The organism is Pseudoxanthomonas sp. JBR18 (assembly GCF_028198165.1).
In the GTDB taxonomy this organism is placed as follows: Bacteria; Pseudomonadota; Gammaproteobacteria; order Xanthomonadales; family Xanthomonadaceae; genus Pseudoxanthomonas_A.
Genome location: NZ_CP116339.1, coordinates 3,306,221 through 3,327,713, shown reverse-complemented (window position 1 = coordinate 3,327,713; position 21,493 = coordinate 3,306,221). Strand labels below are relative to the sequence as shown.

The window sequence follows — 21,493 nt, the reverse complement described above, 5'->3', positions numbered from 1 at the left end:
CGCTGAACGGAGGGGCGCTAGTGTGCCGTGTCGCGCACGCAACGTGCAGCCCGGAACCTGCAACGCTCCGGGACTGCCCTGCGGGTTTGGAGGTCGCTCAGAGAAACATGCCGCCCGACGCCTCCACGCGCTGGCCGTTGACCCAGTGCGTCTTGGGCGACAGCAGGGCCAGCACCACCGGCCCGATGTCGTCCGGCTTGCCGGCCCGGCCCAGCGCGGTGTTCTGCCCCACCATGGCATTGACCTGCGGGTTGTCGCGGACCATGCCGCCGGAAAAATCGGTCTCGATCGCGCCGGGGGCCAGGGTGTTGGCGCTGATGCCGCGCTCGCCCAGCTCGCGCGCCAGGTAGCGGGTGAAGACCTCGATGCCGCCCTTCATCATCGCGTAGGCCGAACTGCCCGGCAGCGCGAAACGCGCCAGCCCGCTGGACACGTTGAGGATGCGGCCGCCGTCGGCGATCAGCGGCAGCAGCGCCTGGGTGAGGAAGAACGGCGCCTTCAGGTGCACGGCGACGACCTCGTCGAACTGCGCCTGGGTCGTGTCGGCGATCGAGGCATGCAGGCTGGTGCCGGCATTGTTGACCAGGGCGTCGAGACGGTCGCGTCCCCAGCCGGCCAGGACATCCTTCACCTGCCCGGCAAAGGCCGGGAAGGAGTTGGCGTCGGCCACATCCAGGCGCAGCGCGGCCGCGTTGCGGCCCAGTGCCTGGAGCTGGGCCACCACTTCGTCGGCCGCGTCGCTGCGCTGGTGGTAGGTCAGGATGACATCGCCACCGGCAGCGGCCAGGGCGAGCGCGGCATTGCGGCCCAGGCCGCGGCTGCCGCCGGTGATCAGGGTGGTGGTGGGTGCGTTCAACATCGTCAGAAGCTCGTCGCGAAGGGCGATTGCCCGGTGCACTGAGACTATTGCGCTTGAAGTTGCGCACAAATCGCGCAATTCTGATTTCACCGTTCATTATTTGCGAACAGTCCATGGATTCGCTGGACACCTTGCGCATCTTCCAGCGCGTAGCCGAGCTGGGCGGGTTCACCCGTGCCGCCGATTCGCTTGGCCTGCCCAAGGCCAGCGTGTCCACCGCGGTGGCCCGGCTGGAGGCCAGCCTGGGCACCCAGTTGCTGCACCGGACCACGCGCCGGGTGCAACTGACCGCCGACGGCGAGGTCTTCTACCAGCGCAGTCGCGACCTGGCCGACGACATGGACGAACTGCACGGCATGTTCCGCCAGGCGCGCCAGCTCAAAGGCCGGCTGCGGGTGGACATGTCCGGCGGCGTGGCGTGCGGCTATGTGCTGCCGCGCCTGCCCGAATTCCTCGCCGAACATCCGCTGCTGGAAGTGGAGATCAGCAGCACCGACCGTCTGGTCGACGTGGTCCGCGAAGGCTTCGACTGCGTCCTGCGCGCGGGCACGGTGGCTGACAGTTCATTGGTCGCGCGTCCGCTGGGGATGATGCCCGTCGTCACATGCGCCAGCCCAGCCTACCTGGCCCGGCATGGCACGCCGCACACGGCCGATGAGCTGGAGGGCCATCAGCTGGTGCACTACGTCGGCACGCTGGGCCAGCGCTCGCCAGGCTTGGAGTATTTCGATGGTAGCGCCTATGTCACGCGCGCCTTGCCCGGCCCGATCACCGTCAACAGCGGCGATGCCTATGTGGCCGCGGCACTGGCTGGCTTCGGCATCATCCAGCCGCCGGCCATGGGCGTGCGCCAGCTGCTGGCCTCCGGGGAACTGGTGGAAATCCTGCCCGACGCCCCCGCCGAGCCCATGCCACTGACCCTGCTGTATCCGCAACGGCGACACCTGCCGCGCCGGGTCGCCGCCTTCATGGACTGGCTGGCCGGCGTGGCGACCCCGCACCTGGATCCGATGCCGGTCCCGCGCTGAGACCGGCCTGGGGTGCGTCCTATGCCTTGCGCAGGAAACAGGTCTTCAGCACCAGGCCCTTGATCTTGTCCGAATGGCCTTCGATGTGTTCGACATCGTCTTCGACCAGGCGGATGTTGCGGATCACCGTGCCCTGCTTGAGCGGGATCGAGGATCCCTTGACCTTGAGATCCTTGATCACCGTGACCGTGTCGCCGGCATTGAGCACGTTGCCGTTGGCGTCGCGCACCAGCTGTGCGGTGTCCGCTGACTCGGACGCCTCGGCCGTCCACTCGAATCCGCAATCGGCACAGATCCACAGCGCGCCATCGGGGTAGGTGTTATCCAGCGTGCATTGCGGGCAGGCGTTGGTCGGCATCAGAAGCAGCATTTCAAAGCAGGGCGCGCGATTGTACGCGGACGACAACGCGATTCGGGCAAGGCCAGGCGATGGCTCCGGACGGCGGACGCGGATCTCTCACGCAGCCGGGACACCAGGCTGACCAAGATGTCAGTCCACGCCGTTTCCCAATCCTCCGCCCCATGGCCAAACCCTCCGGCTCGCGCCTTGTCGTCTATGCCGCCCTGGTCGGCAACCTCGCCATCGCCATCGCCAAGTTCATCGCAGCCGGCATTTCCGGTAGCTCGGCCATGCTCAGCGAAGGCGTGCACTCGCTGGTGGACACCACCAACGAGCTGCTGCTGCTCTACGGGCTGCACCGCGCGGAGAAAGCCCCGGACACCACGCATCCGTTCGGCTATGGGCGCGAGCTGTACTTCTGGAGCTTCATCGTGGCGCTGCTGGTCTTCGCCGCCGGTGCGGGCGTGTCCGCTTACGAGGGCATCAGCCACATCCGCCATCCGGAGCCGGCCAAGAGCCATCTGATGAGCTACATCGTGCTGGGCGTGTCGATCCTGTTCGAGGGCACCTCGTGGTACCTGGCCCTGCGCGAGTTCCGCCGCACCAAGGGCAAGCAGGGTTATTTCGAAGCCTTTCGTCGCAGCAAGGACCCGTCCACCTTCACCGTGCTGCTGGAGGACAGTGCCGCGCTGTTGGGGCTGGGCTTCGCCCTGGCCGGCCTGCTGGCCGCGCAGTTGCTGGAGATGCCGGTGCTCGATGGCGTGGCATCGCTTGGCATCGCCGCGGTCCTGGCCACCGCGGCCTTCCTGCTGGCCCGCGAAACCAAGGGTTTGCTGGTCGGCGAGCCGGCCCATCCCAAAGTCGCCAGCACCATCCTGGAGCTCGCGGCCGCCGATGTCGACGTGCGTGGCGCCAACGGCGTGACCACGATGCAGATGGGCCCCCGCCAGGTGGTGGCCATGCTCAGCTGCGAATTCGAGGATGCACGCAATACCCAGCAGATCGAGGCCTGCATCACCCGCATCGAGGACGCGGTCAAGCGCCAATATCCGGAGCTGAAGGCGCTTTTCGTCAAGCCGCAGACACCCGAGGTCTTCCAAGCCAGGCGCGCGGTCCTGGCCGAGGCAAACCAACCGCATTAGGCCGCGCTTGACCACCGAAGCCCTGCGACGCGACACGCCGCACACCGAGCCGCATCGAAGGATTGATACATCGGCATGATCTACGGCAATCCGGGTGACGCGCTGCGGGTGCGCGATGGCAGCGGCGGAGAACGCGCCCAGAATCGCGCGTGGCGCGCTCAGCGTTCAACGCGAAGTGCCCGATGCCCGATTGCCGAAGTCTATCTGGACGATTGGCCCGGACACGGCTGAATCGCACCTGCCCCAGAAGCCCGCCCCGGCGGGCCCCGAGGTTGTATCGCGGGCCGCTTTTCCCTAGGGTAGATAAGGCAACTCGCATCTTCGCCGTGAATTCTGCCGGCGTATCGCTTCAACTCCCTTTTTCTCAACTACGGAGGTTTCCCATGGAAATCATGGACGGCCGTGTCGCCACAATTCATTACACCCTGACCGACGACGACGGCGTGGTCATCGATCGCTCCACGCCCGAAGCCCCGCTGAGCTATCTGCACGGCGCCGGCAACATCGTGCCGGGCCTGGAGCAGGCGCTCACCGGCAAGCAGCAGGGCGACACCGTGCAGGCCGATGTGCCGCCGGAGAAAGCCTATGGCCCGCGCCACGAGCAGCTGGTCCAGCAGGTCGCCAAGACCGCCTTCCCCGAGGGCGCCAGCGTGGTCCCGGGCATGCAGTTCGAGGCCCGCAGCGAGCGTGGTCCGATGGTCGTGATGGTCACCGAGGTCGGCGAAAATCAGGTCACGATCGACGGCAACCACCCCTTGGCCGGCCGCAACCTGCACTTCGCCGTGGAAGTGGCCGATGTGCGTGAACCGACCACCGAAGAGCTCAACCACGGCCACGTGCACGGCGCCGACGGCGCGCACGCCTGACGCACAGCATGTGCGGTCGCGGTAGCGACCGCTGATGTCGAACGCCCCGGGATGTCCCCGGGGCGTTTTCGTATGCAGGCACGGCCAAGCGCGATGATCGCACCACCCTGATCGCGCCCGGGCGACAATGGGCGCCATGCCGCCCTCGCCTCACGCCGCACCGCCGCGCACCTCCAAACAACCCAGCCTGCGCGAGCGTTTCGACGCCATGCGCAACCTGCCGCCGTTCCTGCGCATGGTCTGGTCCACCAGCCCGTGGCTGACCGTCGGCAGCCTGGGGCTACGCCTGATCCGCGCCCTGGTGCCCGTCGCCACGCTCTACGTGGGCAAGCTGATCATCGACGAAGCCGTGCGCCTGGTCGGCCTGGGGCTGCAGTTCGATTCGCTGGGCCAGGCAATGGCCAGCGGCCAGCTGACCCGGTTGCTCGAACTGCTGGCGCTGGAATTCGCCCTGGCGATCGGCTCGGACCTGCTGGGCCGGCTGATCAGCTATGCCGATACGCTGCTGTCGGAGCTGTTCACCAACGCCACCAGCATCCGGCTGATGGAACACGCCGCCACGCTGGACCTGGAGGACTTCGAAGATCCGGAGCTGCAGGACAAGCTGGACCGCGCGCGGCGCCAGACCATGGGCCGCATGAACCTGCTCAGCCAGCTGTTCGGGCAGGTCCAGGACGCCATCACCGTGGTGAGCTTCGGCATTGGCCTGCTCGCCTACGCGCCATGGCTGATCGCACTGCTGATCGTGGCGCTGGTGCCGGCCTTCGTCGGCGAAGCGCATTTCAACGCGCTGGGCTACTCGCTCAACTTCCAGTGGACGCCCGAGCGCCGCCAGCTGGAATACGTGCGCCAGACCGGCGCCAGCGTGGAGACGGCCAAGGAGGTGAAGATCTTCAACCTCCATCGCTTCCTGATCGGACGCTATCGCGCGCTGGCCCAGCAGCTGTTCCTGGCCAACCGTGTGCTGGCCAAACGGCGTGCCATCTGGGGGACGGCGCTGGCCGCACTGGGCTCGCTGGGCTACTACGCCGCCTACGCCTACATCGCCTGGCGCACGGTGAGCGGGGATTTCTCGATCGGCGATCTGACCTTCCTGGCCGGTAGCTTCCTGCGCCTGCGCCAGCTGCTGGAAGGCCTGCTGGTGGGCTTTTCGCAGGTCGCGGGCCAGGCGCTATACCTGGACGACCTGTTCTCGTTCTTCGCGGTGCAGCCGGAGATCACCTCCCCCGCCGACCCACTCCCCTTCCCGCAGCCGATCCGCCAGGGTTTCGTGTTCGAGAACGTCGGCTTCCGCTATCCGGATGCCGAGTACTGGGCGGTGCGACACCTGGATTTCGAGCTGAGGGTGGGTGAAGTGCTGGCGCTGGTCGGTGAAAACGGCGCCGGCAAGACCACTCTGGTCAAGCTGCTGGCGCGCCTGTACGACCCGGACGAAGGCCGCATCCTGCTGGACGGGCGCGACCTGCGCGAGTACGACCTGGATGCGCTGCGCGCCAACGTCGGGGTGATCTTCCAGGACTTCGTGCGCTACTACCTGACCGCCGGCGAGAACATCGGCGTGGGCCGCATCGAGGCCATGGACGATGCCGTCCGCATCCGCGCCGCCGCCCACAGCGCATTGGCCGACCAGGTGATCGAAGGCCTGCCGGCCGGCTACGAGCAGCTGATCGGGCGCCGCTTCAAGACCGGCGTGGACCTGTCCGGCGGGCAGTGGCAGAAGATCGCCATCGCCCGCGCCTACATGCGCCAGGCCCAGGTGATGATCCTGGACGAGCCCACCGCCGCGCTGGATGCGCGCAGCGAATTCGAGGTGTTCCAACGCTTCCGCGAGCTGTCCGAGCAGCGCACCGCGGTGCTGATCTCGCATCGGTTTTCCTCGGTGCGCATGGCAGACCGCATCTTGGTACTGCACCTGGGCCGGCTGGAGGCCAGCGGCACCCACGAAAGCCTGCTGGCCGAGGGCGGCCGTTACGCGGAATTGTTCGAACTGCAGGCCGCCGGCTATCGTTGAATGATGCCGTCATCAGGAGGAAACCATGCGCCACGCCATCGCCATCGCCATCGCCATCGCCATCCCACTCGCCGCCCTGCTCTGCGGCGTCAGCCTGAGCGCCAGCGCTCAGACGCCGATCAACTACAGCCAGGCCAAGGCCCTGGCCGACCGCGACGAAGCCTCGCTGCCGGCGGACGTGGCCGAGGCCATGCGCAGCACCCAGGCCGACACGCTGAAAGCCGGGGTCGAGGCCTGCGCCACGCCCCAGCCGGACACCAGCCCCTTCGTGGTGGTCGCCCAGCTCGACGCGCAGGGCCGCATCGAACACACCTGGCGGCAGGGCACCACGCCGCTGTCGATCTGCATGGAGAAGTTCCTGCGCGGTCGCATCCTGCTGGTGCCGGCGCGCTCGCCGTTCTACGTCTCCTACGAGCTGAGCTTCACCCCCTGAGCCAGCACCGGCTCAGACCGCGCGTGAGTGCCGACCCTGTAGCTGGCCGCCGGCCAGGTAGCGATCGAAGCGCATGGCCACCAGCCGCAGCAGGCCGCGCCCGCGTGGCGTGACCTCGATCAGGTCCGGCTCGACCCGGACCAGCCCGTCCTGGACCAGCGGCGCCAGCGCGTGGATCTCATCGCGGAAGTACTCCTGGAAACGGATGCTCCAGGCGCGCTCGATCTGCTCCGGCTCGACCCGCCCGCCGCACATCAGCTGCTGGATCACGTCGGCGCGGATGGTGTCGTCCTCGTCCAGCAGCACGCCGCGCATGATCGGCAGGCGCTCCTGCTCCAGTGCCGCCTCCCACTGCCGCAGGTCGCGATGGTTCTGGCTGTAGCTGTCTCCCACATGGCTGATCGCGCTGACACCAAAGCCCAGCAGGTCGGTCTGCGCATGGGTGGTATAGCCCATGAAGTTGCGATGCAGGCTGCCAGTGCGCAGCGCCTGGGCCAGCGCATCGCCGGGCAGCGCGAAATGGTCCAGGCCGATGTAGTCGTAGCCGGCCGCACGCAGACGCTGCACGGCCAGCTCCAGCAGCGCCAGCCGCCCCTCGGCATCGGGCAGCGCGTCCTCGGGGATCTGCCGCTGCGCCTTGAACACCGACGGCATATGCGCGTATCCGTAGACCGCCAGCCGATCGGGCCTCAGCGCCAGGGTCCGGTCCAGCGTCTCGGCGAAGCCCTCAATGGTCTGGTACGGCAGGCCGTAGACCAGGTCCAGGTTGATCGACTGCAGCCCGTAGGCCCGACAGGCCGCCACCACCGCGTAGGTCTGCTCGAAGCTCTGCACGCGGTTGATGGCCTCCTGCACCTGCACGGACAGGTCCTGCACGCCCAGGCTGGCGCGGGTGAAACCGGCTTCTGCCAGCGCGGCGACGTGGGCCGGTGTGGTCGTGCGCGGGTCCAGTTCGATGGAGATGTCGCGGTCCTGCACCTGGCTGAAGTGGAAGTGCTGCCGTAGGCAGGCCACGACCCGGGCCAGCTGTGGACCATCGAGGAAGTTGGGCGTGCCGCCGCCGAAATGCAGCTGCACTACCTCGCGCCCCGGCTCGAACAACGCCCCCACCCGGGCGATCTCGCGCTCCAGGAAGTCTACGTAACGTTCGCCGGCGACCGCGCTGCGGGTGATCACCCGGTTGCAGCCGCAGTAGAAGCACGGGCTGGCGCAGAACGGCACGTGCACGTACAGCGACAGCTGCCGCGAGTACTGGCCGACGTTGCTCAGTCGCGCCTGCTCGGCGAACTGCGCCGGCCCAAAGTCCTCGTTGAACTGCAGCGCGCTGGGATAGGAGGTGTAGCGCGGGCCGTTGACGCCATGGCGGCGCAACAGCTCGGCATCGAAGGACCAGTCGCCTGGCCGCGGGAGCGAAGTCGTCATGCGGCCATCCTCGCCGCCTGCGCGCCCGGCCGCCTTGACCTGGATCAAAGCGGCCCGCGCACGGAATTACCGATCGATCAGCTCGAAGCGATCGGCATCCAGCATCGCCGGGAAGTGCTCCCGATGCGCGCGCAGGGCCTCGGCCGAAACCGCCGCATAGGTCACGCCCTCGGACGCATCGGCCTCGGCCAGGGGCTGGCCCAGGGCATCGAGCACCACGCTGTCGCCCGCGTACTCCAGCCCGTTGCCGTCGGTGCCGACGCGGTTGACCGCGGCGACCACGCACAGGTTCTCGATGGCGCGGGCACGCAGCAGCGTCTGCCACGGATAGCGGCGTGACGCCGGCCAGTTGGCCACGAACAGCTGCAGGTCGAAGTCCAACTGCCCGGGGCGCTCGACATCGAACCGGTTGCGGCAGAACACCGGGAAGCGCAGGTCGTAGCAGACCTGCGGATTGATCCGCCAGCCCTTCCACTCCACGCTCAGTCGCTCGCGCCCAGACGCGTAGCGCTTGTGCTCGTTGGCGTAGCGGAACAGGTGGCGCTTGTCGTAGTAGGCCAGTGCGCCGTCCGGCGTGGCCCACAGCAGGCGGTTGAACACGCCATCCTCGGTCCGCAGCTGCACGCTGCCGGTGACGGCGGCATTCAAGATCACCGCCTGCTCGATGATCCAGGCCACGGTCGGCCCATCCATGCCCTCGGCCTTGTCGATGGCGTCGTTGGAGAACCCGCTGGTGAAGGTCTCCGGCAGGATCACCAGATCGGCATGGCGCGCCGTCGGCGCGATCAGCTCGCCGTAGTAGCTGCGGTTGCCGGCCGGGTCGTGCCAGCGGGTGGCGCCCTGGACCAGGGCGATTCTCAGATCCTGCATCGTGATCTCCTCCTCATAGCCAGAGAGCGGCGCCCGCTCCGTTCCCAAATGCCGTCCTTACCCGGCGACCGCTCCCGTAGCGCCGAGCTTGCTCGGCTGAAGCTTTCCCGACATCCCTGTAGCGCCGAGCTTGCTCGGCTGAGGCTTCCCCGGCAGAGCGCCAGCCGAGCAAGCTCGGCGCTACAAACTTCCGGATCCAGCCGAGCAAACTCGGCGCTACAAGGGTCCGGAACCAGCCGAACCAACGCGTCCGCGCCATTACAGCAACTTCAATCGTTCGATCGCCGCGTCCAGCGTGGCGGCGTTCTTGGCGAAGCACAGGCGCGCCAGGCGCTGGCCGGCCGGCGGGGTTTCGTAGAACGGCGAGAGCGGGATCGCAGTGACGCCGTGCTCGACGGTCAGCCACTTCACGAATTCGATGTCCGGCAGGTCGCTGACCGCCGAGTAGTCGACCAGCTGGAAATACCCGCCCGGGACCGGCAACGGCTTGAGCCGGGTGGTCCGCAGCTGCTCGGCGAAGCGGTCGCGCTTGGCCTGGTAGAACGCGCCCAGCTGCTCGTCGTGCTCCGGCTCGGCCTGGAGCATCGCGGCGAAGGCGTGCTGGGCCGGGGCGAAACTGGTGAAGGTGTTGTACTGGTGCACCTTGCGGAATTCCGCCGTCAGCGCCGGCGGGGCGATCGCGTAGCCGATCTTCCAACCGGTGCAGTGGTAGGTCTTGCCGAAGCTGGATACCACGAAGGCGCGCCGGGCCAGCTCCGGCCAGCGCAGGATCGATTCATGCACGCGGCCGTCGAACACGATGTGCTCGTAGACCTCGTCGGAGACCAGGAAGATATCGGTGCCTTCCAGGATGTTGGTCAGCGCTTCCAGGTCGGCCTTGCCCAGCATCGCCCCCGACGGATTGTGCGGGCTGTTGATCATGATCAGGCGCGTGGCCGGGGTGATCGCGGCGCGCACCTTGTCCCAGTCCACCGCGAAGGTCTGCGGGTCCAGCGCCACGTGCACGGCGCGGGCGCCGGCCAGCTCGATCGCAGGTTCATAGCTGTCATAGGCCGGGTCGAGCACGATCACCTCCTCGCCCGGGCGCACCACCGCATGGATGGCGTTGAACAACGCCTCGGTGGCGCCGCTGGTCACGGTGATCTCGGTGTCCGGATTGACCTGGGCGCCGTAGCAGCGCAACACCTTGGCGGCGATGGCCTGGCGCAGCAGGGCCACGCCGGTCATCGGCGGGTACTGGTTGTGGCCGGCGCGCATGGCCTTGTCCAGCTCGTCCACCAACCGCTGCGGCACCGGGAAATCCGGAAAGCCCTGGCCCAGATTGACCGCACCGTGCTCGGCGGCCAGTTGGGACATCACGGTGAAAATGGTCGTGCCCACGCGGGGCAACTTGGTCTGCGGCTGCATCGATCCGGGGTCCGGGCCAGTTCGTGGGGTGGCCGGCAAGTGTACGCAATGCCACTGCGCGCGCCGGTCAATCCATGACCCCGCGGGGCCCGCGCAGCCGCCGGTCGCCACCCAGGACCGCTCGACCTTCGGACGATGGCAGCGCTGACACACCCACGCCATGATCGCGCCATGACAGGGGAAGAAGATCCAGGGCAGCTGTCGCTGGGCCAGTTGGCACGGCGGTATGCCTGTGCGCACTATTTTGCCGTGGCCGGTCGCCGGGAATGGTTGTTCCAGGTCGGCCAGTGCGCCGCGGAGATCGAGCGCGAGCTGGGTGGCTCCAGCTACCAATTCATCACCGCATGGAATCCGCACTCCCGCGAGCCCGCTGGACAGGGCAACCTGGAGGCGGGCGACGCCCTTGAACAGCACCTGCTCAGCTCGGGCCTGTCCATCCATCGCGCCCTGGGCTGCAACGCCCGCGGAGGTGCCGTCGAACACGGCTGGCTGGTCCTGGACGTCGCCCCGGAAGCGGCAGACGCGCTGGCGCGCCTGTTCGGCCAGGCCAGCACGGTCTACTGGCGCGCGGGCGAAGCGGTCCGGCTGCGCATGCAGCACCCCCGCCCGCACGACTGCGCCGAGGACGCGTTCACCGACTGGATCGGCTGATCGGGTCATTCAGGCGCGCGGGCGCCCCTACAATGCGCGCGATGACCGCCCCCGCTTCCCGCCCCCCCCTGCTGTCGGTGCAGGGACTGTGCTTCAGCCGTAACGAGGACCCCGTCTTCGGCCCGCTCGATTTCCAGGTCGACGCCGGCGAGGCACTGTTGGTTCAGGGCGGCAACGGGGTCGGCAAGACCACCCTGCTGCGCGTGCTGGCCGGCCTGCTGCGGGCCGATGCCGGCACCATCGCCCTGGAAGGCAAGCCAGCCGACGTGCAGGGACGCGCCCATGCGCTGGCCTATCTGGGTCACCTGCCCGCGCTGAAAGGCGATCTGGGCGCATTGGAGAACCTGGAATTCCTGTGCGGCCTGCATGGGCGCCGGCAGACGCCGGAGCCGGCCGCCGCCATGGCCATGACCGGGCTGGCCGGCTACGAGGACACCCCCGCCCGGCAGCTCTCGGCCGGGCAGAAAAAACGCCTGTCGCTGGCCCGCATGTGGCTTTCGCCCGCGCCGCTGTGGCTTCTGGACGAGCCCTACGCCAACCTGGATCTGGACGGCATCACCCTGGTCAACCGGATGGTCGACGCTCACCTGCGCGGCGGTGGCGCGGCCCTGGTCACCACCCATGGCGCCTATGCGGCGCCGCCGGTGCGCACCCGCCTGCTGGACATGGGTGAGCCGGCGCGCTTTGCCGATACCCAATCTGCGGCGGACGCGACGGCGGGCGCCCAGCCACGGGTGGCGAGGCCAGGGCATCAAGAGGCGAAGGCGTAGCGCCATGGTCGGCATCGCTGAGCTTGCTGGAGTCGCCGCATGAGTCTTCCGACCCTGCCCGGCGTGGCGCGCGCCCTGCTCGTGCGCGATCTGCGCCTGATGTGGCGTCGCCGCGGCGACGCCCTGCAGCCGGCGCTGTTCGCCCTGCTGGTGGTGGTCCTGTTCGCGCTCTCGTTGGGGGGCAGCCCCAAGCTGCTGGCCCAGGTCGCCGGCGGCGTGCTGTGGCTGGCGGTCCTGCTGGCCGGACTGCTGGCGCTGGATACGCTGTTCCGCGGCGACGCCGAGGATGGCTCGCTGGAGCAGTGGATCCTGGCACCGGTCCCCCTGGCCTGGCTGGTCACCGTTCGTGTGTTCAGCCACTGGCTGACTACCACGCTGCCGCTGATCCTCGTGACCCCGCTGTTGGCCGAACTGATGCAGTTGCCGCACGGGCAATTGCCGGTGTTGATGGCGTCCCTGCTGCTGGGCACGCCACTGCTGAGCCTGCTCGGCGCGGTCGTGGCGGCATTGACGGTGGGCATGCGCCGGGCCGGCATCCTGCTGGCGCTGCTGGCGCTGCCGCTCTACGTCCCGGTGCTGGTGTTCGGGGCCGGCAGCGTGGCCGCCAGTGCGCAGGGTCTGCCCGTGGACGGCGCCTTGCTGCTGCTGGCGGCCGGCCTGGTGATCGCCACGGTGCTGGCACCGCTCGCCGCCGCTGCCGCGATCCGCATCGCCCTGAACTGATCGGCGGCGTTAGACCTTGGTCTGAGGCGGCCGACGCAACCCCCGCAAACGCGTCCCCTGGCCTTGGCGACAGGCCAAGTCACAGCGGGTGATGCCCCTGGTCCGCGCGCGCGGCCGTCTGGCATTCAGCGACGTTGGCGCGCGCCGGATGCGCACAAACGTGTCCGGCTCTGCCAGGATTGGGGGTGTCTGACTCAACCCACGTGTTTTTTTCCGGAGATCCACATGCTGCGCAAGATCCTGATCGCGATGACCCTGCTGCTGTCGGCGCCGCTGGCCGCCCAGGCCGCGACCTGTTCGGCCGACCTGGCCGGCGATGACGCGATGAAGTTCGACAAGATCAACATCGACGTGCCCAAGAGCTGCAAGGAGTTCACCATCAACTTCAGCCATCCGGGCAAGCTGGCCAAGAACATCATGGGCCACAACGTGGTGATCGCGAAGACCGCCGACATCTCGGCGGTGGCCAGCGAAGGCATGGGCGCAGGCCTGGCCAACGACTACGTCAAGGCCGGCGACCCCCGCGTGGTCGCCCACAGCAAGGTGATCGGCGGCGGTGAGAAGACCTCGGTCAGCTTCCCGGTGGCCAAGATCACCGGCGCGCCGTATTCGTTCTTCTGCAGCTTCCCGGGGCACTCGTCCCTGATGAAGGGCACCCTGACCGTCAAGTAAGCCTGCGCCGGGCGCGACTTTTCCGCCTCGACGGCCGCCGCGCCATTTGTTGGCGCGGCGGCGTGCTTTCTGAAAAGATACGGCGGATGCCAGCCACGTCGATGGACGTGACGGTCAACGCCGTATTCCGCCCCCGCCCCCGGATGCGGCTTCTCCGATGAAGCGAGCAGCTTGCGATGTCCAACAAGAATGCGGTGGTGCTGTGGTTCCACCGACTGGGGTCCCCGCCCATCTTCGACCGCTTCGCCGCGCGCTGGACGCCATGGTGCTATCTGGCCGGCGTGCTGTTGATGGCGCTCGGGCTTTGGCAGGCGCTGTTCGTGGTACCGGCGGACTACCAGCAGGGGGATAGTTTCCGCATCCTCTACATCCACGTGCCCAGCGCCTGGATGAGCCTGTTCGTGTTTGGGCTGATGGCGCTGTACGCCGCCATCGCGCTGGTGTGGCGGATCAAGCTGTGCGAGATCCTGGCCATGGCCTGCGCGCCGATCGGCGCCGCATTCACCCTGATCACCCTGCTCACCGGTTCGATCTGGGGCAAGCCGATGTGGGGCACCTGGTGGGACTGGGATCCGCGCCTGACCACCGAGCTGATCCTGCTGTTCCTCTACCTGGGCGTGATGGGCCTGTACGGCGCCATCGAGGATCGCCGCGCCGCCGCGCGCGCTGCCGGGCTGCTGGCCATCGTCGGGGTCGCCCTGCTGCCGGTGATTCGCTACTCGGTGGTGTGGTGGAACTCGCTGCACCAGGGCCAGACCATCAACCTGTTCGGCAAGTCGCACATGGACGCCAGCATGATCGCGCCGCTGTGGATCATGGTCCTGGCGACCAAGTGCTGGTTCGCCGGCTCGCTGCTGTCGCGCGCGCGCGCCGACAACCTGCGCCGCGAATCGGGCAAGGACTGGGTCGCCCACCTGGCCGAGGAGCGCGCATGACCTACCTGCACTACGTCATCGCCGCCTACGCGGTGTTCGCCATCGTGCTGGCCTGGGACTTCGTCGTCCCACGGCTGCAGATCCGCCGCCTGCTGCGGGCCGCGCGCCTGCGCGGCAGCCGCCAGCGCCAGCGTCGCGCGGCCACGGCCGCCACCGACACCGAGTTGGCGCGATGAACCCGGTAAGGCGCCGTCGCCTATTGCTGGTTCTGGTCCTGGTGGCCGCCGCCGCCATCGCCACCACGCTGGTGGCCATGGCCCTGCAGCGCAATGTGGCCTACCTCTACACCCCGTCCGAGGTGCTCAAGGGCCAGGCCGGTCAGCAGGCGCGCTTCCGCCTGGGCGGCATGGTCGAGCGCGGCTCGTTCAAGCGTGCGCAGGGCTCGATGGAAGCGCACTTCAGCGTCACCGACGGCGATGCACAGCTACCGGTGCTGTACACCGGGATCCTGCCGGACCTGTTCCGCGAGGATCAGGCGGTGATCGCCACCGGCTCGATGCAGGGCGGCCATTTCGTGGCCACCGAGGTGCTCGCCAAGCATGACGAGACCTACATGCCCAAGGAAGTAGCCGACAAAATGGCCAAGGCGCACCTCAAGCACGACGTGCCGGCGCCCACCGTCGCCGCGGACGCACCCTGATGCGGGCATGTCCGGGCCTCGCTGGCGCGAGGCGCTCCCCCCTGATCGCGAGGAACGACCGTGCTGCCTGAACTCGGGCAACTCGCCCTGATCCTGGCTCTGCTGGTGACGGTGCTGCAGGCCGCCCTACCGCTGGCCGGTGCGCACAAGGGACATGCCGCGCTGATGGGCGTGGCCCGCCCGGCGGCGCTGGCCCAACTGGTGGCCGTGGGCCTGGCCTTCGCGATGCTGACGGTGTCGTTCGTCACCCAGGACTTCTCGGTGCGCTACGTGGCCGAGAACTCCAACTCGCTGCTGCCGCTGGTCTACCGCTACACCGCGGTGTGGGGCTCGCACGAAGGCTCGCTGCTGCTGTGGGCGCTGGTGCTGGCGCTGTGGACCGCGGCGGTCGCGCTGTTCTCCCACGCCCTGCCCGAGCGGGTGATCGCCCGCGTGCTGGGGGTGATGGGCCTGGTGAGCGTGGGCTTCCTGTCCTTCCTGATCTTCACCTCCGACCCGTTCGCGCGCCTGCTGCCGGCCGCGCCGGAAGGCCGCGACCTCAATCCGCTGCTGCAGGACCCGGGGATGATCATCCATCCGCCGATGCTGTACCTGGGCTACGTCGGGTTCTCGGTGCCGTTCGCCTTCGCCATCGCCGCGCTGCTGGACGGCGAGGTCGATGCGCGCTGGCTGCGCTGGACCCGCCCGTGGACCAACGTGGCCTGGGCATTCCTGACCGGCGGTATCGCCCTGGGCAGCTGGTGGGCGTATTCGGAGCTGGGCTGGGGCGGCTGGTGGTTCTGGGACCCGGTGGAAAACGCCAGCTTCATGCCATGGCTGGCCGGCGCGGCCCTGCTGCATTCGCAGGCGGTGACCGAGAAACGCGGAAGTTTCCGCGGCTGGACCCTGCTGCTGGCCATCGCCGCATTCTCGCTGTCGCTGCTGGGGACCTTCCTGGTGCGCTCGGGCGTGCTGACCAGCGTGCACGCCTTTGCCGCCGATCCCACCCGGGGCCTGTTCGTCCTGATCTTCTTAGGGCTCGTGGTGGGCGGTTCGCTGCTGCTGTATGCCTTGCGCGCGCCGCAGGTCGCCGACGGCGCGCCGTTCGCGGCCAGCTCACGCGAGACGCTGCTGCTGGCCAACAACGTGCTGCTGGGCTGCGCCTGCGCCATGGTCGCGCTGGGCACCCTCTATCCGCTGCTGGCAGACGCGCTGGACCTGGGCAAGATCTCGGTCGGGCCGCCCTACTTCAGCCTGCTGTTCGTGCTGCTGATGACGCCGCTGGTGCTGCTGCTGCCGTTCGGCCCGTTGTTCAAGTGGCAGCGCGAGCAGGCCTCGCGTGTCACCGCGCTGCTGGCACCGTGGGCGCTCGTGGCCGTGGTCGGTGGCGGCATCGCCTATTTCCTGGCGCCGCAGGGCCAGTGGAAGACCGCCGCCGGCATCGCCGGTGCGCTGTGGGTGGCCGGCGGCACGCTGCGCTTTGTGTGGCAGCGCCTGCGCGCGCAGGGGCGCATGACCGCCGAGATGCTGGGCATGAGCCTGGCCCACTTCGGGCTGGCGGTGTTCCTGGTCGGCGCGCTGCTGGTGGAAGCCCTCAACGTACAGCGCGAGGTCGCCATGCGGCCCGGACAGACCCTGGAGATCGGCCACTATGGCTTCACGTTCGAGGGCGTCGAAGAAACCCGTGGCCCCAACTACACCGCCGACTACGGCACCTTGCAGCTGAGCAAGGCCGGACAGGCGCTGCAGACCCTGCATCCGGAGAAGCGCGCCTACGCCAGCGGTGGCCAGGTCATGACCGAGTCGGCCGTGCGTCCCGGCGTGCTGGGCGATGTCTACGTCGCACTGGGCGAATCACTGGGCGATGGGGCCTGGGCGGTGCGCGTCCAGATCAAGCCGATGGTGCGCTGGATCTGGGCCGGCGCGGTGCTGATGGCGTTGGGTGGCTTGGTCAGCGCCACCGACCGCCGCTTCCGCCGCCGCAAGGAGGCCCGCGCATGAACGCAGCGCCCGAACGCCGCGGCGTGTCGCGCCCTGCGCTGGTGATCGGCGTGGTGTGCCTGTCGGCTGTCTTCGCGCTGCTGCTGGTCGCGGTCAAGCGCTCGGACCGTCCCGACCGTCAGGCCCTGCCTTCGGCGCTGATCGGCAAGCCGGCGCCGGCTACGGTGCTGCCGCTGCTGCACGAGCCCGACAAGACGCTCGATTTCGCCACCCTGCGCGGCAAGCCCTACCTGCTCAACGTCTGGGGCAGCTGGTGCCCGGAATGCCGCGTCGAGCATCCGGTGATCAACGCCTTCGCCCGGACCGGCAAAGTCCGCGTGATCGGCTACGACCTCAAGGACGAGCCTGCCGACGCCCTGCGCTGGCTGCAGCAGTTCGGGAATCCCTACGAGACCGTGGTGACCGACGTCCAGGGCAAGGCCTCGCTCAACTGGGGCATCTACGGCGCGCCGGAGACCTTCCTGATCGACGCCGACGGCATCATCCGCTGGAAGCATGTCGGCCCGCTGGATGAGGCCCTGATCGAGCGCGAGCTGCTGCCGGCCCTGGCCGCGGCGGAGGCCGCGCGATGAGCGCCCATTCCCACGCGCCCCGTAGAGCGCAGCTCGCTCCGCTGGGGCTTTCCGCCTCGTCCGGATTTGGAATCAACGGAGCGAAGAGCAGCGGAGCGAGCTCCGCTCTACAGGAACATCGGGCGCTGCGCTGGCCGGAAAGCAGCGGAGCAAGCTCCGCTCTACCGGAACACGGCGCGCTGCGTTGGCTGCGTCTGGCCCTGTGCACCTGTCTGCTGCTGGTGTCGTGCGCCGCGCTGGCGCAGGTCAGCGACCCGACGCCCCTGCAGTTCAAGGACGCCGCGCAGGAGACGCGCTTCAACGCGCTGACCCACGAGCTGCGCTGCGTGATGTGCCAGAACCAGTCACTGGCCGATTCCAATGCGCAGATCGCCCATGACCTGCGCCGCGAGGTCCTCACCCTGATGAACGCCGGTCAGAGCGACGACCAGATCAAGGCCTACCTGGTGGACCGCTATGGCGAGTTCGTCCTGTACCGCCCGCAGGTCGAGCGCAGCACCTGGCTGCTGTGGTTCGGCCCGGCCCTGCTGCTGGTGGGTGGCGCGCTGGTGGTGTGGCGCGTGGTGCGCCGGCGCAGTGGACGCCAGGTCCCGATGCCCGACGACGGGCAGGAGTGGTGATGACCGGATTCGTGACCGCCGCCGTGCTCATCGGCCTGCTGGTGCTGGGCGGTGCGCTGTGGCCGCTGTGGCGCGGTGCGCCCAGGACCGCCAGCGGCCTGCTGGTGGCCTTAGGCCTGTGTGCCTTTGCCCTGTACCGCCTCGTGGGCACTCCGCAGGCGCTGCAGCCGCAGGCCACGCAGGCACCAGTGACCCTGGACGGCGCCATCACCCAACTCAAGGACCAACTGCAGCGTGATCCACAGGCAGCGGAAGGCTGGCAGCTGCTCGGACGCGCCCTGGCCTCGCAGGGCAAGGCCACTGAGGCCCGCGACGCCTTTGAGCGCGCGGCCAAGCTGCTGCCCGACGATCCCGGCGCCCTGGTCGAAGCCGCCCAGGCCCGCAGCTTGGCCGATCCCAACCGGCGCCTGGACGACACCGCCGTGTCCATGCTCGAGCACGCCCTGCAGGTAGATCCCACCCAGCAGCGCGCGCGCTGGTTCCTCGGCGTGGCCCAGCGCCAGCGCAACCAGCCGGCCAAGGCGGCGGACACCTGGACGCCGCTGCTGACCCAGGTCGACGCGGCCACGGCCAAGAGCCTGCTGGAGCAGATCAATGCGGCTCGCACCGAGGCCGGTGAGCCGGCCCTGGCCGATGTTCCCGCTTCGTCGACACCCGCCAATGCGCTGCGCGTCCAGGTCGCGCTGGATCCGGATTTCGCCGCCCGCGTCCGCCTGCGCGGTGACGCCACGGTTTTCGTCATCGCCCGCGCGACCAACGGTGCGCCGATGCCGGTCGCGGTGCAGAAGCACACCCTGCAGGAGCTGCCGCTGGACATCACCTTGAGCGATGCCGACAGCCCGATGCCGACCCAGACGCTCTCGGCCCTGAAGGATGTCGAGCTGATCGCCCGCATCTCCAGCAGCGGGGATGCCATGCGCAGCGAGGGCGACCTGGAGTCGGCCCCGGTCCGCGTCATGCTGCCGGCTAAGGATCCAGTGAAACTGATGATCGGCGCCAAGCCGTAGGGCGCGGCTTCATTCGCGAACATCACGCGCCGTGCCTTGCTTCCCTGCACCGCGGTCTTTTTTACCTTGAAGCAAAGGCTTTCGCGCCTACGGGCGCGACCTTCTTTTGTCGCGGCAAAAGAAGGCAAAACCGCTACTCGCCGGTCCCAAAAAGGGGATTGAAAACACTCGCCGCCGCTGCGCGGCGGTCCCCTGCGCTTCTCGAAGAAGACGGCACGTCGCCCAAACTCGCTACGCTCAAACAGGGCGACTCTTCGGCCGTCTTCTTCTCCGATGCTCGGCTCGCTTTACGGCTCAGACAAGAAAGCGGAAGCGCAACTGCCTCAAACAACAGCAAAAGCAAAATCAAAAGCTAGTGCGTGGTAACAGCCCGCACAAAGACCCTAACGCGTCATCCCCGCGAACGCGCGAAGCGCTTTACAACAGACGAATGTCTGGTCATCCAAGGACATTGCGCTTGCCTTTTCTTCTGCCCTTACTCCCTCGTGAGGCATGGCGAAGGGCCGAGGACTAGACCCGCAGGGCGCTGCACAAGGATGTGCAGCGTTTTCCGAAAGGACAGGATGTCCCTTGGGAAAATCCCTCGGCCCGCAGCGAACCCTCGCAACGCGAGGGCATGCCGCCCGGAGGCGTGTTCTTTGCCCAGCTTTCTTGCACGAGCAAGACAGTAGGTCGGGCCGCGAAGCGGCACGAAAGCTTTTGCTCGAAAGGAGATCCCGTCCCCAACAAGGCGAATCCCAAGCCATTCCCAGCGCAGCACGCTGCGTTGCCGCCTGAGCACAGCCCGATACGACCGGCATGATTCAGCCACGGGCTAAACTGCGCGGATGACCGAATTCATCCCGCCCGGCTCGCGCTGGCACGCCCTGCCCTCGCCCTTCCCGATGAAACGCGGCGGCGCACTGCAAGATGCCCGTGTCGCCTACGAGACCTGGGGCACGCTGTCGCAGGCCCGCGACAATGCCATCCTCATCGTCACCGGGCTGTCGCCCGATGCCCACGCCGCTGCCAATGCGGACAACCCGGCGCCGGGTTGGTGGGAGGCGATGCTCGGTCCGGGCAAGGCCATCGATACCGATCGCTGGTTCGTGGTCTGCGTCAATTCGCTGGGCAGCTGCAAGGGCTCGACCGGGCCAGCCTCGCCGATGCCCGGCAGCGAGGTCCCCTATCGCCTGGCCTTCCCCGACCTGTCGATCGAAGACGGTGCGGCCGCGGCGCTGGACGTCGTGCGCGCACTAGGGATCGAGCGGCTGGCCTGCGTGATCGGCAACTCCATGGGCGGCATGACCGCACTGGCGCTGCTGCACGCCAACCCGGGCATCGCCCGCAGCCACATCAACATCTCCGGCAGCGCGCAGGCCCTGCCGTTTTCCATCGCGATCCGCTCGCTGCAGCGCGAGGCCATCCGCCTGGACCCGCTGTGGAACGGCGGCGACTACACCGATGAGGCCTATCCGGAGAGCGGCATGCGCATGGCACGCAAGCTCGGCGTGATCACCTATCGTTCGGCGCTGGAATGGGACGGCCGTTTCGGCCGGGTGCGGCTGGAATCCGATCGCCCGGACGAGGATCCGTTCGGCCTGGAGTTCCAGGTGGAGAGCTACCTGGAAGGCCATGCACGCCGCTTCGTGCGCCAGTTCGATCCCAACTGCTATCTCTATCTGAGCCGCTCGATGGACTGGTTCGACCTGGCCGAATATGCAGATGGCGATGTCATGGCGGCGCTGGCCACGATCCGGCTGGAGAAGGCCATGACCATCGGGGCAACCACCGACATCCTGTTCCCGCTGCAGCAGCAGGAGCAGATCGCCGATGGCCTGCGCGCCGGCGGTGCCGAGAGCCTGTTCGTGCCGCTGCCTTCGCCGCAGGGGCATGACGCGTTCCTGGTCGACTTCGGACGGTTCGATCCAGCGGTGAGGGGCTTTCTCGACGGGCTCTAGGCTACCGACCGCGCGGTGGCACGAGGGTCCAGCGGACTCTTAACGCGACGCTGCTAGACTCGCCGCCGCCGGCATCCGGCTACCTGGATTCACCTTTTCCTCGCGCGCTCAGGGCGCGAACACCATGGCTCTGTCCGACCGTCTGCCGCATCGCATGAACGCTTTCCGCTTCCTTCCGCTCTTCGGCTGTGTGCTGCTCGTTGCCTGCCAGGTCGAGCCACCGGCCGTGGGCAGCACGGCCGCGCTTGAGGCACAGGGCGTCCCGGTCCCGGCCTCCTCCGCGGCGCAGGCCTCGCGTGGCGCACCTGCCGTGCCATTGGAACCGGCCATGCCCTATGCGCGCGCGCGCGTCGCCCTGCTGCAGGCTGGCTGGAAGCCGCTGGATGGCCATATCTGCACGCCAAGCGGACAGGCCTGCGCCCGCCTGCCCGAGCTGGAATCCTGCAGCGCCGACGACACCTGCCTGATGCGCTTCGGCAAGGCGGGCCAGATCCTGGACGTGCGGACCTACGGCAACCTGGCACGCTGGGACGGCCGCGACGGCGTGCCGCCGGTCACGGTGCACGCCTGGACCAGCGGAAGCGAGCACTGAGCGCATCGTCCAG

Annotated in this window: 24 protein-coding genes; 19 read left to right on the top strand and 5 right to left on the bottom strand. The window is 68.2% G+C overall.

Annotated elements, in window-relative coordinates; all coding sequences use genetic code 11:
• Nucleotides 1-97 precede the first annotated feature (97 nt).
• On the bottom strand, nucleotides 98-859 hold the full coding sequence (locus PJ250_RS15020; RefSeq protein ID WP_271645373.1) for an SDR family NAD(P)-dependent oxidoreductase: 762 nt from the start codon (nucleotides 857-859) through the stop codon (nucleotides 98-100).
• A gap of 113 nt (nucleotides 860-972) precedes the next feature.
• On the opposite strand from PJ250_RS15020, the gene PJ250_RS15015 reads away from it, so the two are divergent.
• Nucleotides 973-1,887, top strand: coding sequence for a LysR family transcriptional regulator (locus PJ250_RS15015; protein ID WP_271645372.1), 915 nt, complete (start codon nucleotides 973-975; stop codon nucleotides 1,885-1,887).
• 19 nt (nucleotides 1,888-1,906) lie between these two features.
• Here PJ250_RS15015 and PJ250_RS15010 read toward each other — a convergent pair whose 3' ends face one another.
• Nucleotides 1,907-2,245: a zinc ribbon domain-containing protein YjdM gene (locus PJ250_RS15010; RefSeq protein ID WP_271645371.1), complete on the bottom strand. Its 339-nt coding sequence runs from the start codon at nucleotides 2,243-2,245 to the stop codon at nucleotides 1,907-1,909.
• Between the two features lie 164 nt (nucleotides 2,246-2,409).
• On the opposite strand from PJ250_RS15010, the gene PJ250_RS15005 reads away from it, so the two are divergent.
• From PJ250_RS15005 to PJ250_RS14985, 5 genes are all read left to right on the top strand, one after another.
• Nucleotides 2,410-3,369, top strand: coding sequence for a cation diffusion facilitator family transporter (locus tag PJ250_RS15005; RefSeq protein ID WP_271645370.1), 960 nt, complete (start codon nucleotides 2,410-2,412; stop codon nucleotides 3,367-3,369).
• Between the two features lie 75 nt (nucleotides 3,370-3,444).
• Nucleotides 3,445-3,600: a hypothetical protein gene (locus tag PJ250_RS15000; RefSeq protein ID WP_271645369.1), complete on the top strand. Its 156-nt coding sequence runs from the start codon at nucleotides 3,445-3,447 to the stop codon at nucleotides 3,598-3,600.
• Nucleotides 3,601-3,752: 152 nt separating this feature from the next.
• Nucleotides 3,753-4,235, top strand: a complete 483-nt coding sequence (locus PJ250_RS14995) for an FKBP-type peptidyl-prolyl cis-trans isomerase (RefSeq protein ID WP_271645368.1) — start codon at nucleotides 3,753-3,755, stop codon at nucleotides 4,233-4,235.
• 136 nt (nucleotides 4,236-4,371) lie between these two features.
• Complete coding sequence (locus tag PJ250_RS14990) at nucleotides 4,372-6,246, top strand: ABC transporter ATP-binding protein (protein WP_271645367.1); 1,875 nt, start codon at nucleotides 4,372-4,374, stop codon at nucleotides 6,244-6,246.
• A 25-nt stretch (nucleotides 6,247-6,271) separates the two neighbouring features.
• On the top strand, nucleotides 6,272-6,679 hold the full coding sequence (locus PJ250_RS14985) for a hypothetical protein (RefSeq protein WP_271645366.1): 408 nt from the start codon (nucleotides 6,272-6,274) through the stop codon (nucleotides 6,677-6,679).
• 12 nt (nucleotides 6,680-6,691) lie between these two features.
• Here the strand turns inward: PJ250_RS14985 and hemN are convergent, their stop codons facing one another.
• From hemN to PJ250_RS14970, 3 genes are all read right to left on the bottom strand, one after another.
• Nucleotides 6,692-8,101: an oxygen-independent coproporphyrinogen III oxidase gene (hemN, locus tag PJ250_RS14980; protein WP_271645365.1), complete on the bottom strand. Its 1,410-nt coding sequence runs from the start codon at nucleotides 8,099-8,101 to the stop codon at nucleotides 6,692-6,694.
• Between the two features lie 66 nt (nucleotides 8,102-8,167).
• Nucleotides 8,168-8,971 (bottom strand): amidohydrolase, encoded by an 804-nt coding sequence (locus PJ250_RS14975; protein ID WP_271645364.1) that lies wholly within the window; start codon nucleotides 8,969-8,971, stop codon nucleotides 8,168-8,170.
• Between the two features lie 258 nt (nucleotides 8,972-9,229).
• Nucleotides 9,230-10,378: a pyridoxal phosphate-dependent aminotransferase gene (locus tag PJ250_RS14970; RefSeq protein ID WP_271645363.1), complete on the bottom strand. Its 1,149-nt coding sequence runs from the start codon at nucleotides 10,376-10,378 to the stop codon at nucleotides 9,230-9,232.
• A gap of 171 nt (nucleotides 10,379-10,549) precedes the next feature.
• On the opposite strand from PJ250_RS14970, the gene PJ250_RS14965 reads away from it, so the two are divergent.
• From PJ250_RS14965 to PJ250_RS14905, 13 genes are all read left to right on the top strand, one after another.
• A complete protein-coding gene (locus PJ250_RS14965) occupies nucleotides 10,550-11,029 on the top strand; it encodes a DUF3293 domain-containing protein (RefSeq protein ID WP_271645362.1) in 480 nt (159 codons plus the stop codon).
• Between the two features lie 41 nt (nucleotides 11,030-11,070).
• On the top strand, nucleotides 11,071-11,799 hold the full coding sequence (gene ccmA / locus PJ250_RS14960; RefSeq protein ID WP_271645361.1) for a heme ABC exporter ATP-binding protein CcmA: 729 nt from the start codon (nucleotides 11,071-11,073) through the stop codon (nucleotides 11,797-11,799).
• Between the two features lie 39 nt (nucleotides 11,800-11,838).
• Nucleotides 11,839-12,522: a heme exporter protein CcmB gene (gene ccmB, locus PJ250_RS14955; protein ID WP_271645360.1), complete on the top strand. Its 684-nt coding sequence runs from the start codon at nucleotides 11,839-11,841 to the stop codon at nucleotides 12,520-12,522.
• 225 nt (nucleotides 12,523-12,747) lie between these two features.
• Nucleotides 12,748-13,194 carry an azurin gene (azu, locus tag PJ250_RS14950; protein WP_271645359.1) on the top strand — a complete coding sequence of 149 codons (447 nt, stop codon included), beginning with the start codon at nucleotides 12,748-12,750 and terminating at the stop codon, nucleotides 13,192-13,194.
• Nucleotides 13,195-13,370: 176 nt separating this feature from the next.
• The gene (gene ccmC, locus PJ250_RS14945; RefSeq protein ID WP_271645358.1) at nucleotides 13,371-14,129 is read left to right on the top strand and encodes a heme ABC transporter permease CcmC; all 759 of its coding nucleotides are present in this window, start codon (nucleotides 13,371-13,373) and stop codon (nucleotides 14,127-14,129) included.
• Nucleotides 14,126-14,305: a heme exporter protein CcmD gene (ccmD, locus tag PJ250_RS14940; RefSeq protein WP_271645357.1), complete on the top strand. Its 180-nt coding sequence runs from the start codon at nucleotides 14,126-14,128 to the stop codon at nucleotides 14,303-14,305. Before ccmC ends, ccmD begins: the two co-directional genes overlap by 4 nt.
• On the top strand, nucleotides 14,302-14,769 hold the full coding sequence (ccmE, locus tag PJ250_RS14935) for a cytochrome c maturation protein CcmE (RefSeq protein WP_271645356.1): 468 nt from the start codon (nucleotides 14,302-14,304) through the stop codon (nucleotides 14,767-14,769). Before ccmD ends, ccmE begins: the two co-directional genes overlap by 4 nt.
• 60 nt (nucleotides 14,770-14,829) lie before the next feature.
• Nucleotides 14,830-16,749 (top strand): heme lyase CcmF/NrfE family subunit, encoded by a 1,920-nt coding sequence (locus PJ250_RS14930; RefSeq protein ID WP_271645355.1) that lies wholly within the window; start codon nucleotides 14,830-14,832, stop codon nucleotides 16,747-16,749.
• Nucleotides 16,746-17,321, top strand: coding sequence for a DsbE family thiol:disulfide interchange protein (locus PJ250_RS14925; RefSeq protein WP_271645354.1), 576 nt, complete (start codon nucleotides 16,746-16,748; stop codon nucleotides 17,319-17,321). Before PJ250_RS14930 ends, PJ250_RS14925 begins: the two co-directional genes overlap by 4 nt.
• Before the next feature lie 188 nt (nucleotides 17,322-17,509).
• Nucleotides 17,510-17,941 carry a cytochrome c-type biogenesis protein gene (locus PJ250_RS14920; protein ID WP_271648665.1) on the top strand — a complete coding sequence of 144 codons (432 nt, stop codon included), beginning with the start codon at nucleotides 17,510-17,512 and terminating at the stop codon, nucleotides 17,939-17,941.
• On the top strand, nucleotides 17,941-18,948 hold the full coding sequence (locus tag PJ250_RS14915; RefSeq protein ID WP_271645353.1) for a tetratricopeptide repeat protein: 1,008 nt from the start codon (nucleotides 17,941-17,943) through the stop codon (nucleotides 18,946-18,948). The genes PJ250_RS14920 and PJ250_RS14915 overlap by 1 nt, the downstream gene beginning before the upstream one ends.
• Before the next feature lie 827 nt (nucleotides 18,949-19,775).
• Nucleotides 19,776-20,888 (top strand): homoserine O-acetyltransferase MetX, encoded by a 1,113-nt coding sequence (locus PJ250_RS14910; RefSeq protein WP_271645352.1) that lies wholly within the window; start codon nucleotides 19,776-19,778, stop codon nucleotides 20,886-20,888.
• A gap of 124 nt (nucleotides 20,889-21,012) precedes the next feature.
• Nucleotides 21,013-21,480 (top strand): hypothetical protein, encoded by a 468-nt coding sequence (locus tag PJ250_RS14905; protein ID WP_271645351.1) that lies wholly within the window; start codon nucleotides 21,013-21,015, stop codon nucleotides 21,478-21,480.
• The last annotated feature ends 13 nt before the right edge of the window (nucleotides 21,481-21,493 follow it).

What these genes read in the sequence shown, in the direction of transcription:
- PJ250_RS15020 (WP_271645373.1), bottom strand. Translation starts at nt 859, where the DNA reads ATGTTGAACGCACCCACCACCACCCTGATCACCGGCGGCAGCCGCGGC.
- PJ250_RS15015 (WP_271645372.1), top strand. Translation starts at nt 973, where the DNA reads ATGGATTCGCTGGACACCTTGCGCATCTTCCAGCGCGTAGCCGAGCTG.
- PJ250_RS15010 (WP_271645371.1), bottom strand. Translation starts at nt 2,245, where the DNA reads ATGCCGACCAACGCCTGCCCGCAATGCACGCTGGATAACACCTACCCC.
- PJ250_RS15005 (WP_271645370.1), top strand. Translation starts at nt 2,410, where the DNA reads ATGGCCAAACCCTCCGGCTCGCGCCTTGTCGTCTATGCCGCCCTGGTC.
- PJ250_RS15000 (WP_271645369.1), top strand. Translation starts at nt 3,445, where the DNA reads ATGATCTACGGCAATCCGGGTGACGCGCTGCGGGTGCGCGATGGCAGC.
- PJ250_RS14995 (WP_271645368.1), top strand. Translation starts at nt 3,753, where the DNA reads ATGGAAATCATGGACGGCCGTGTCGCCACAATTCATTACACCCTGACC.
- PJ250_RS14990 (WP_271645367.1), top strand. Translation starts at nt 4,372, where the DNA reads ATGCCGCCCTCGCCTCACGCCGCACCGCCGCGCACCTCCAAACAACCC.
- PJ250_RS14985 (WP_271645366.1), top strand. Translation starts at nt 6,272, where the DNA reads ATGCGCCACGCCATCGCCATCGCCATCGCCATCGCCATCCCACTCGCC.
- hemN (WP_271645365.1), bottom strand. Translation starts at nt 8,101, where the DNA reads ATGACGACTTCGCTCCCGCGGCCAGGCGACTGGTCCTTCGATGCCGAG.
- PJ250_RS14975 (WP_271645364.1), bottom strand. Translation starts at nt 8,971, where the DNA reads ATGCAGGATCTGAGAATCGCCCTGGTCCAGGGCGCCACCCGCTGGCAC.
- PJ250_RS14970 (WP_271645363.1), bottom strand. Translation starts at nt 10,378, where the DNA reads ATGCAGCCGCAGACCAAGTTGCCCCGCGTGGGCACGACCATTTTCACC.
- PJ250_RS14965 (WP_271645362.1), top strand. Translation starts at nt 10,550, where the DNA reads ATGACAGGGGAAGAAGATCCAGGGCAGCTGTCGCTGGGCCAGTTGGCA.
- ccmA (WP_271645361.1), top strand. Translation starts at nt 11,071, where the DNA reads ATGACCGCCCCCGCTTCCCGCCCCCCCCTGCTGTCGGTGCAGGGACTG.
- ccmB (WP_271645360.1), top strand. Translation starts at nt 11,839, where the DNA reads ATGAGTCTTCCGACCCTGCCCGGCGTGGCGCGCGCCCTGCTCGTGCGC.
- azu (WP_271645359.1), top strand. Translation starts at nt 12,748, where the DNA reads ATGCTGCGCAAGATCCTGATCGCGATGACCCTGCTGCTGTCGGCGCCG.
- ccmC (WP_271645358.1), top strand. Translation starts at nt 13,371, where the DNA reads ATGTCCAACAAGAATGCGGTGGTGCTGTGGTTCCACCGACTGGGGTCC.
- ccmD (WP_271645357.1), top strand. Translation starts at nt 14,126, where the DNA reads ATGACCTACCTGCACTACGTCATCGCCGCCTACGCGGTGTTCGCCATC.
- ccmE (WP_271645356.1), top strand. Translation starts at nt 14,302, where the DNA reads ATGAACCCGGTAAGGCGCCGTCGCCTATTGCTGGTTCTGGTCCTGGTG.
- PJ250_RS14925 (WP_271645354.1), top strand. Translation starts at nt 16,746, where the DNA reads ATGAACGCAGCGCCCGAACGCCGCGGCGTGTCGCGCCCTGCGCTGGTG.
- PJ250_RS14915 (WP_271645353.1), top strand. Translation starts at nt 17,941, where the DNA reads ATGACCGGATTCGTGACCGCCGCCGTGCTCATCGGCCTGCTGGTGCTG.
- PJ250_RS14910 (WP_271645352.1), top strand. Translation starts at nt 19,776, where the DNA reads ATGACCGAATTCATCCCGCCCGGCTCGCGCTGGCACGCCCTGCCCTCG.
- PJ250_RS14905 (WP_271645351.1), top strand. Translation starts at nt 21,013, where the DNA reads ATGGCTCTGTCCGACCGTCTGCCGCATCGCATGAACGCTTTCCGCTTC.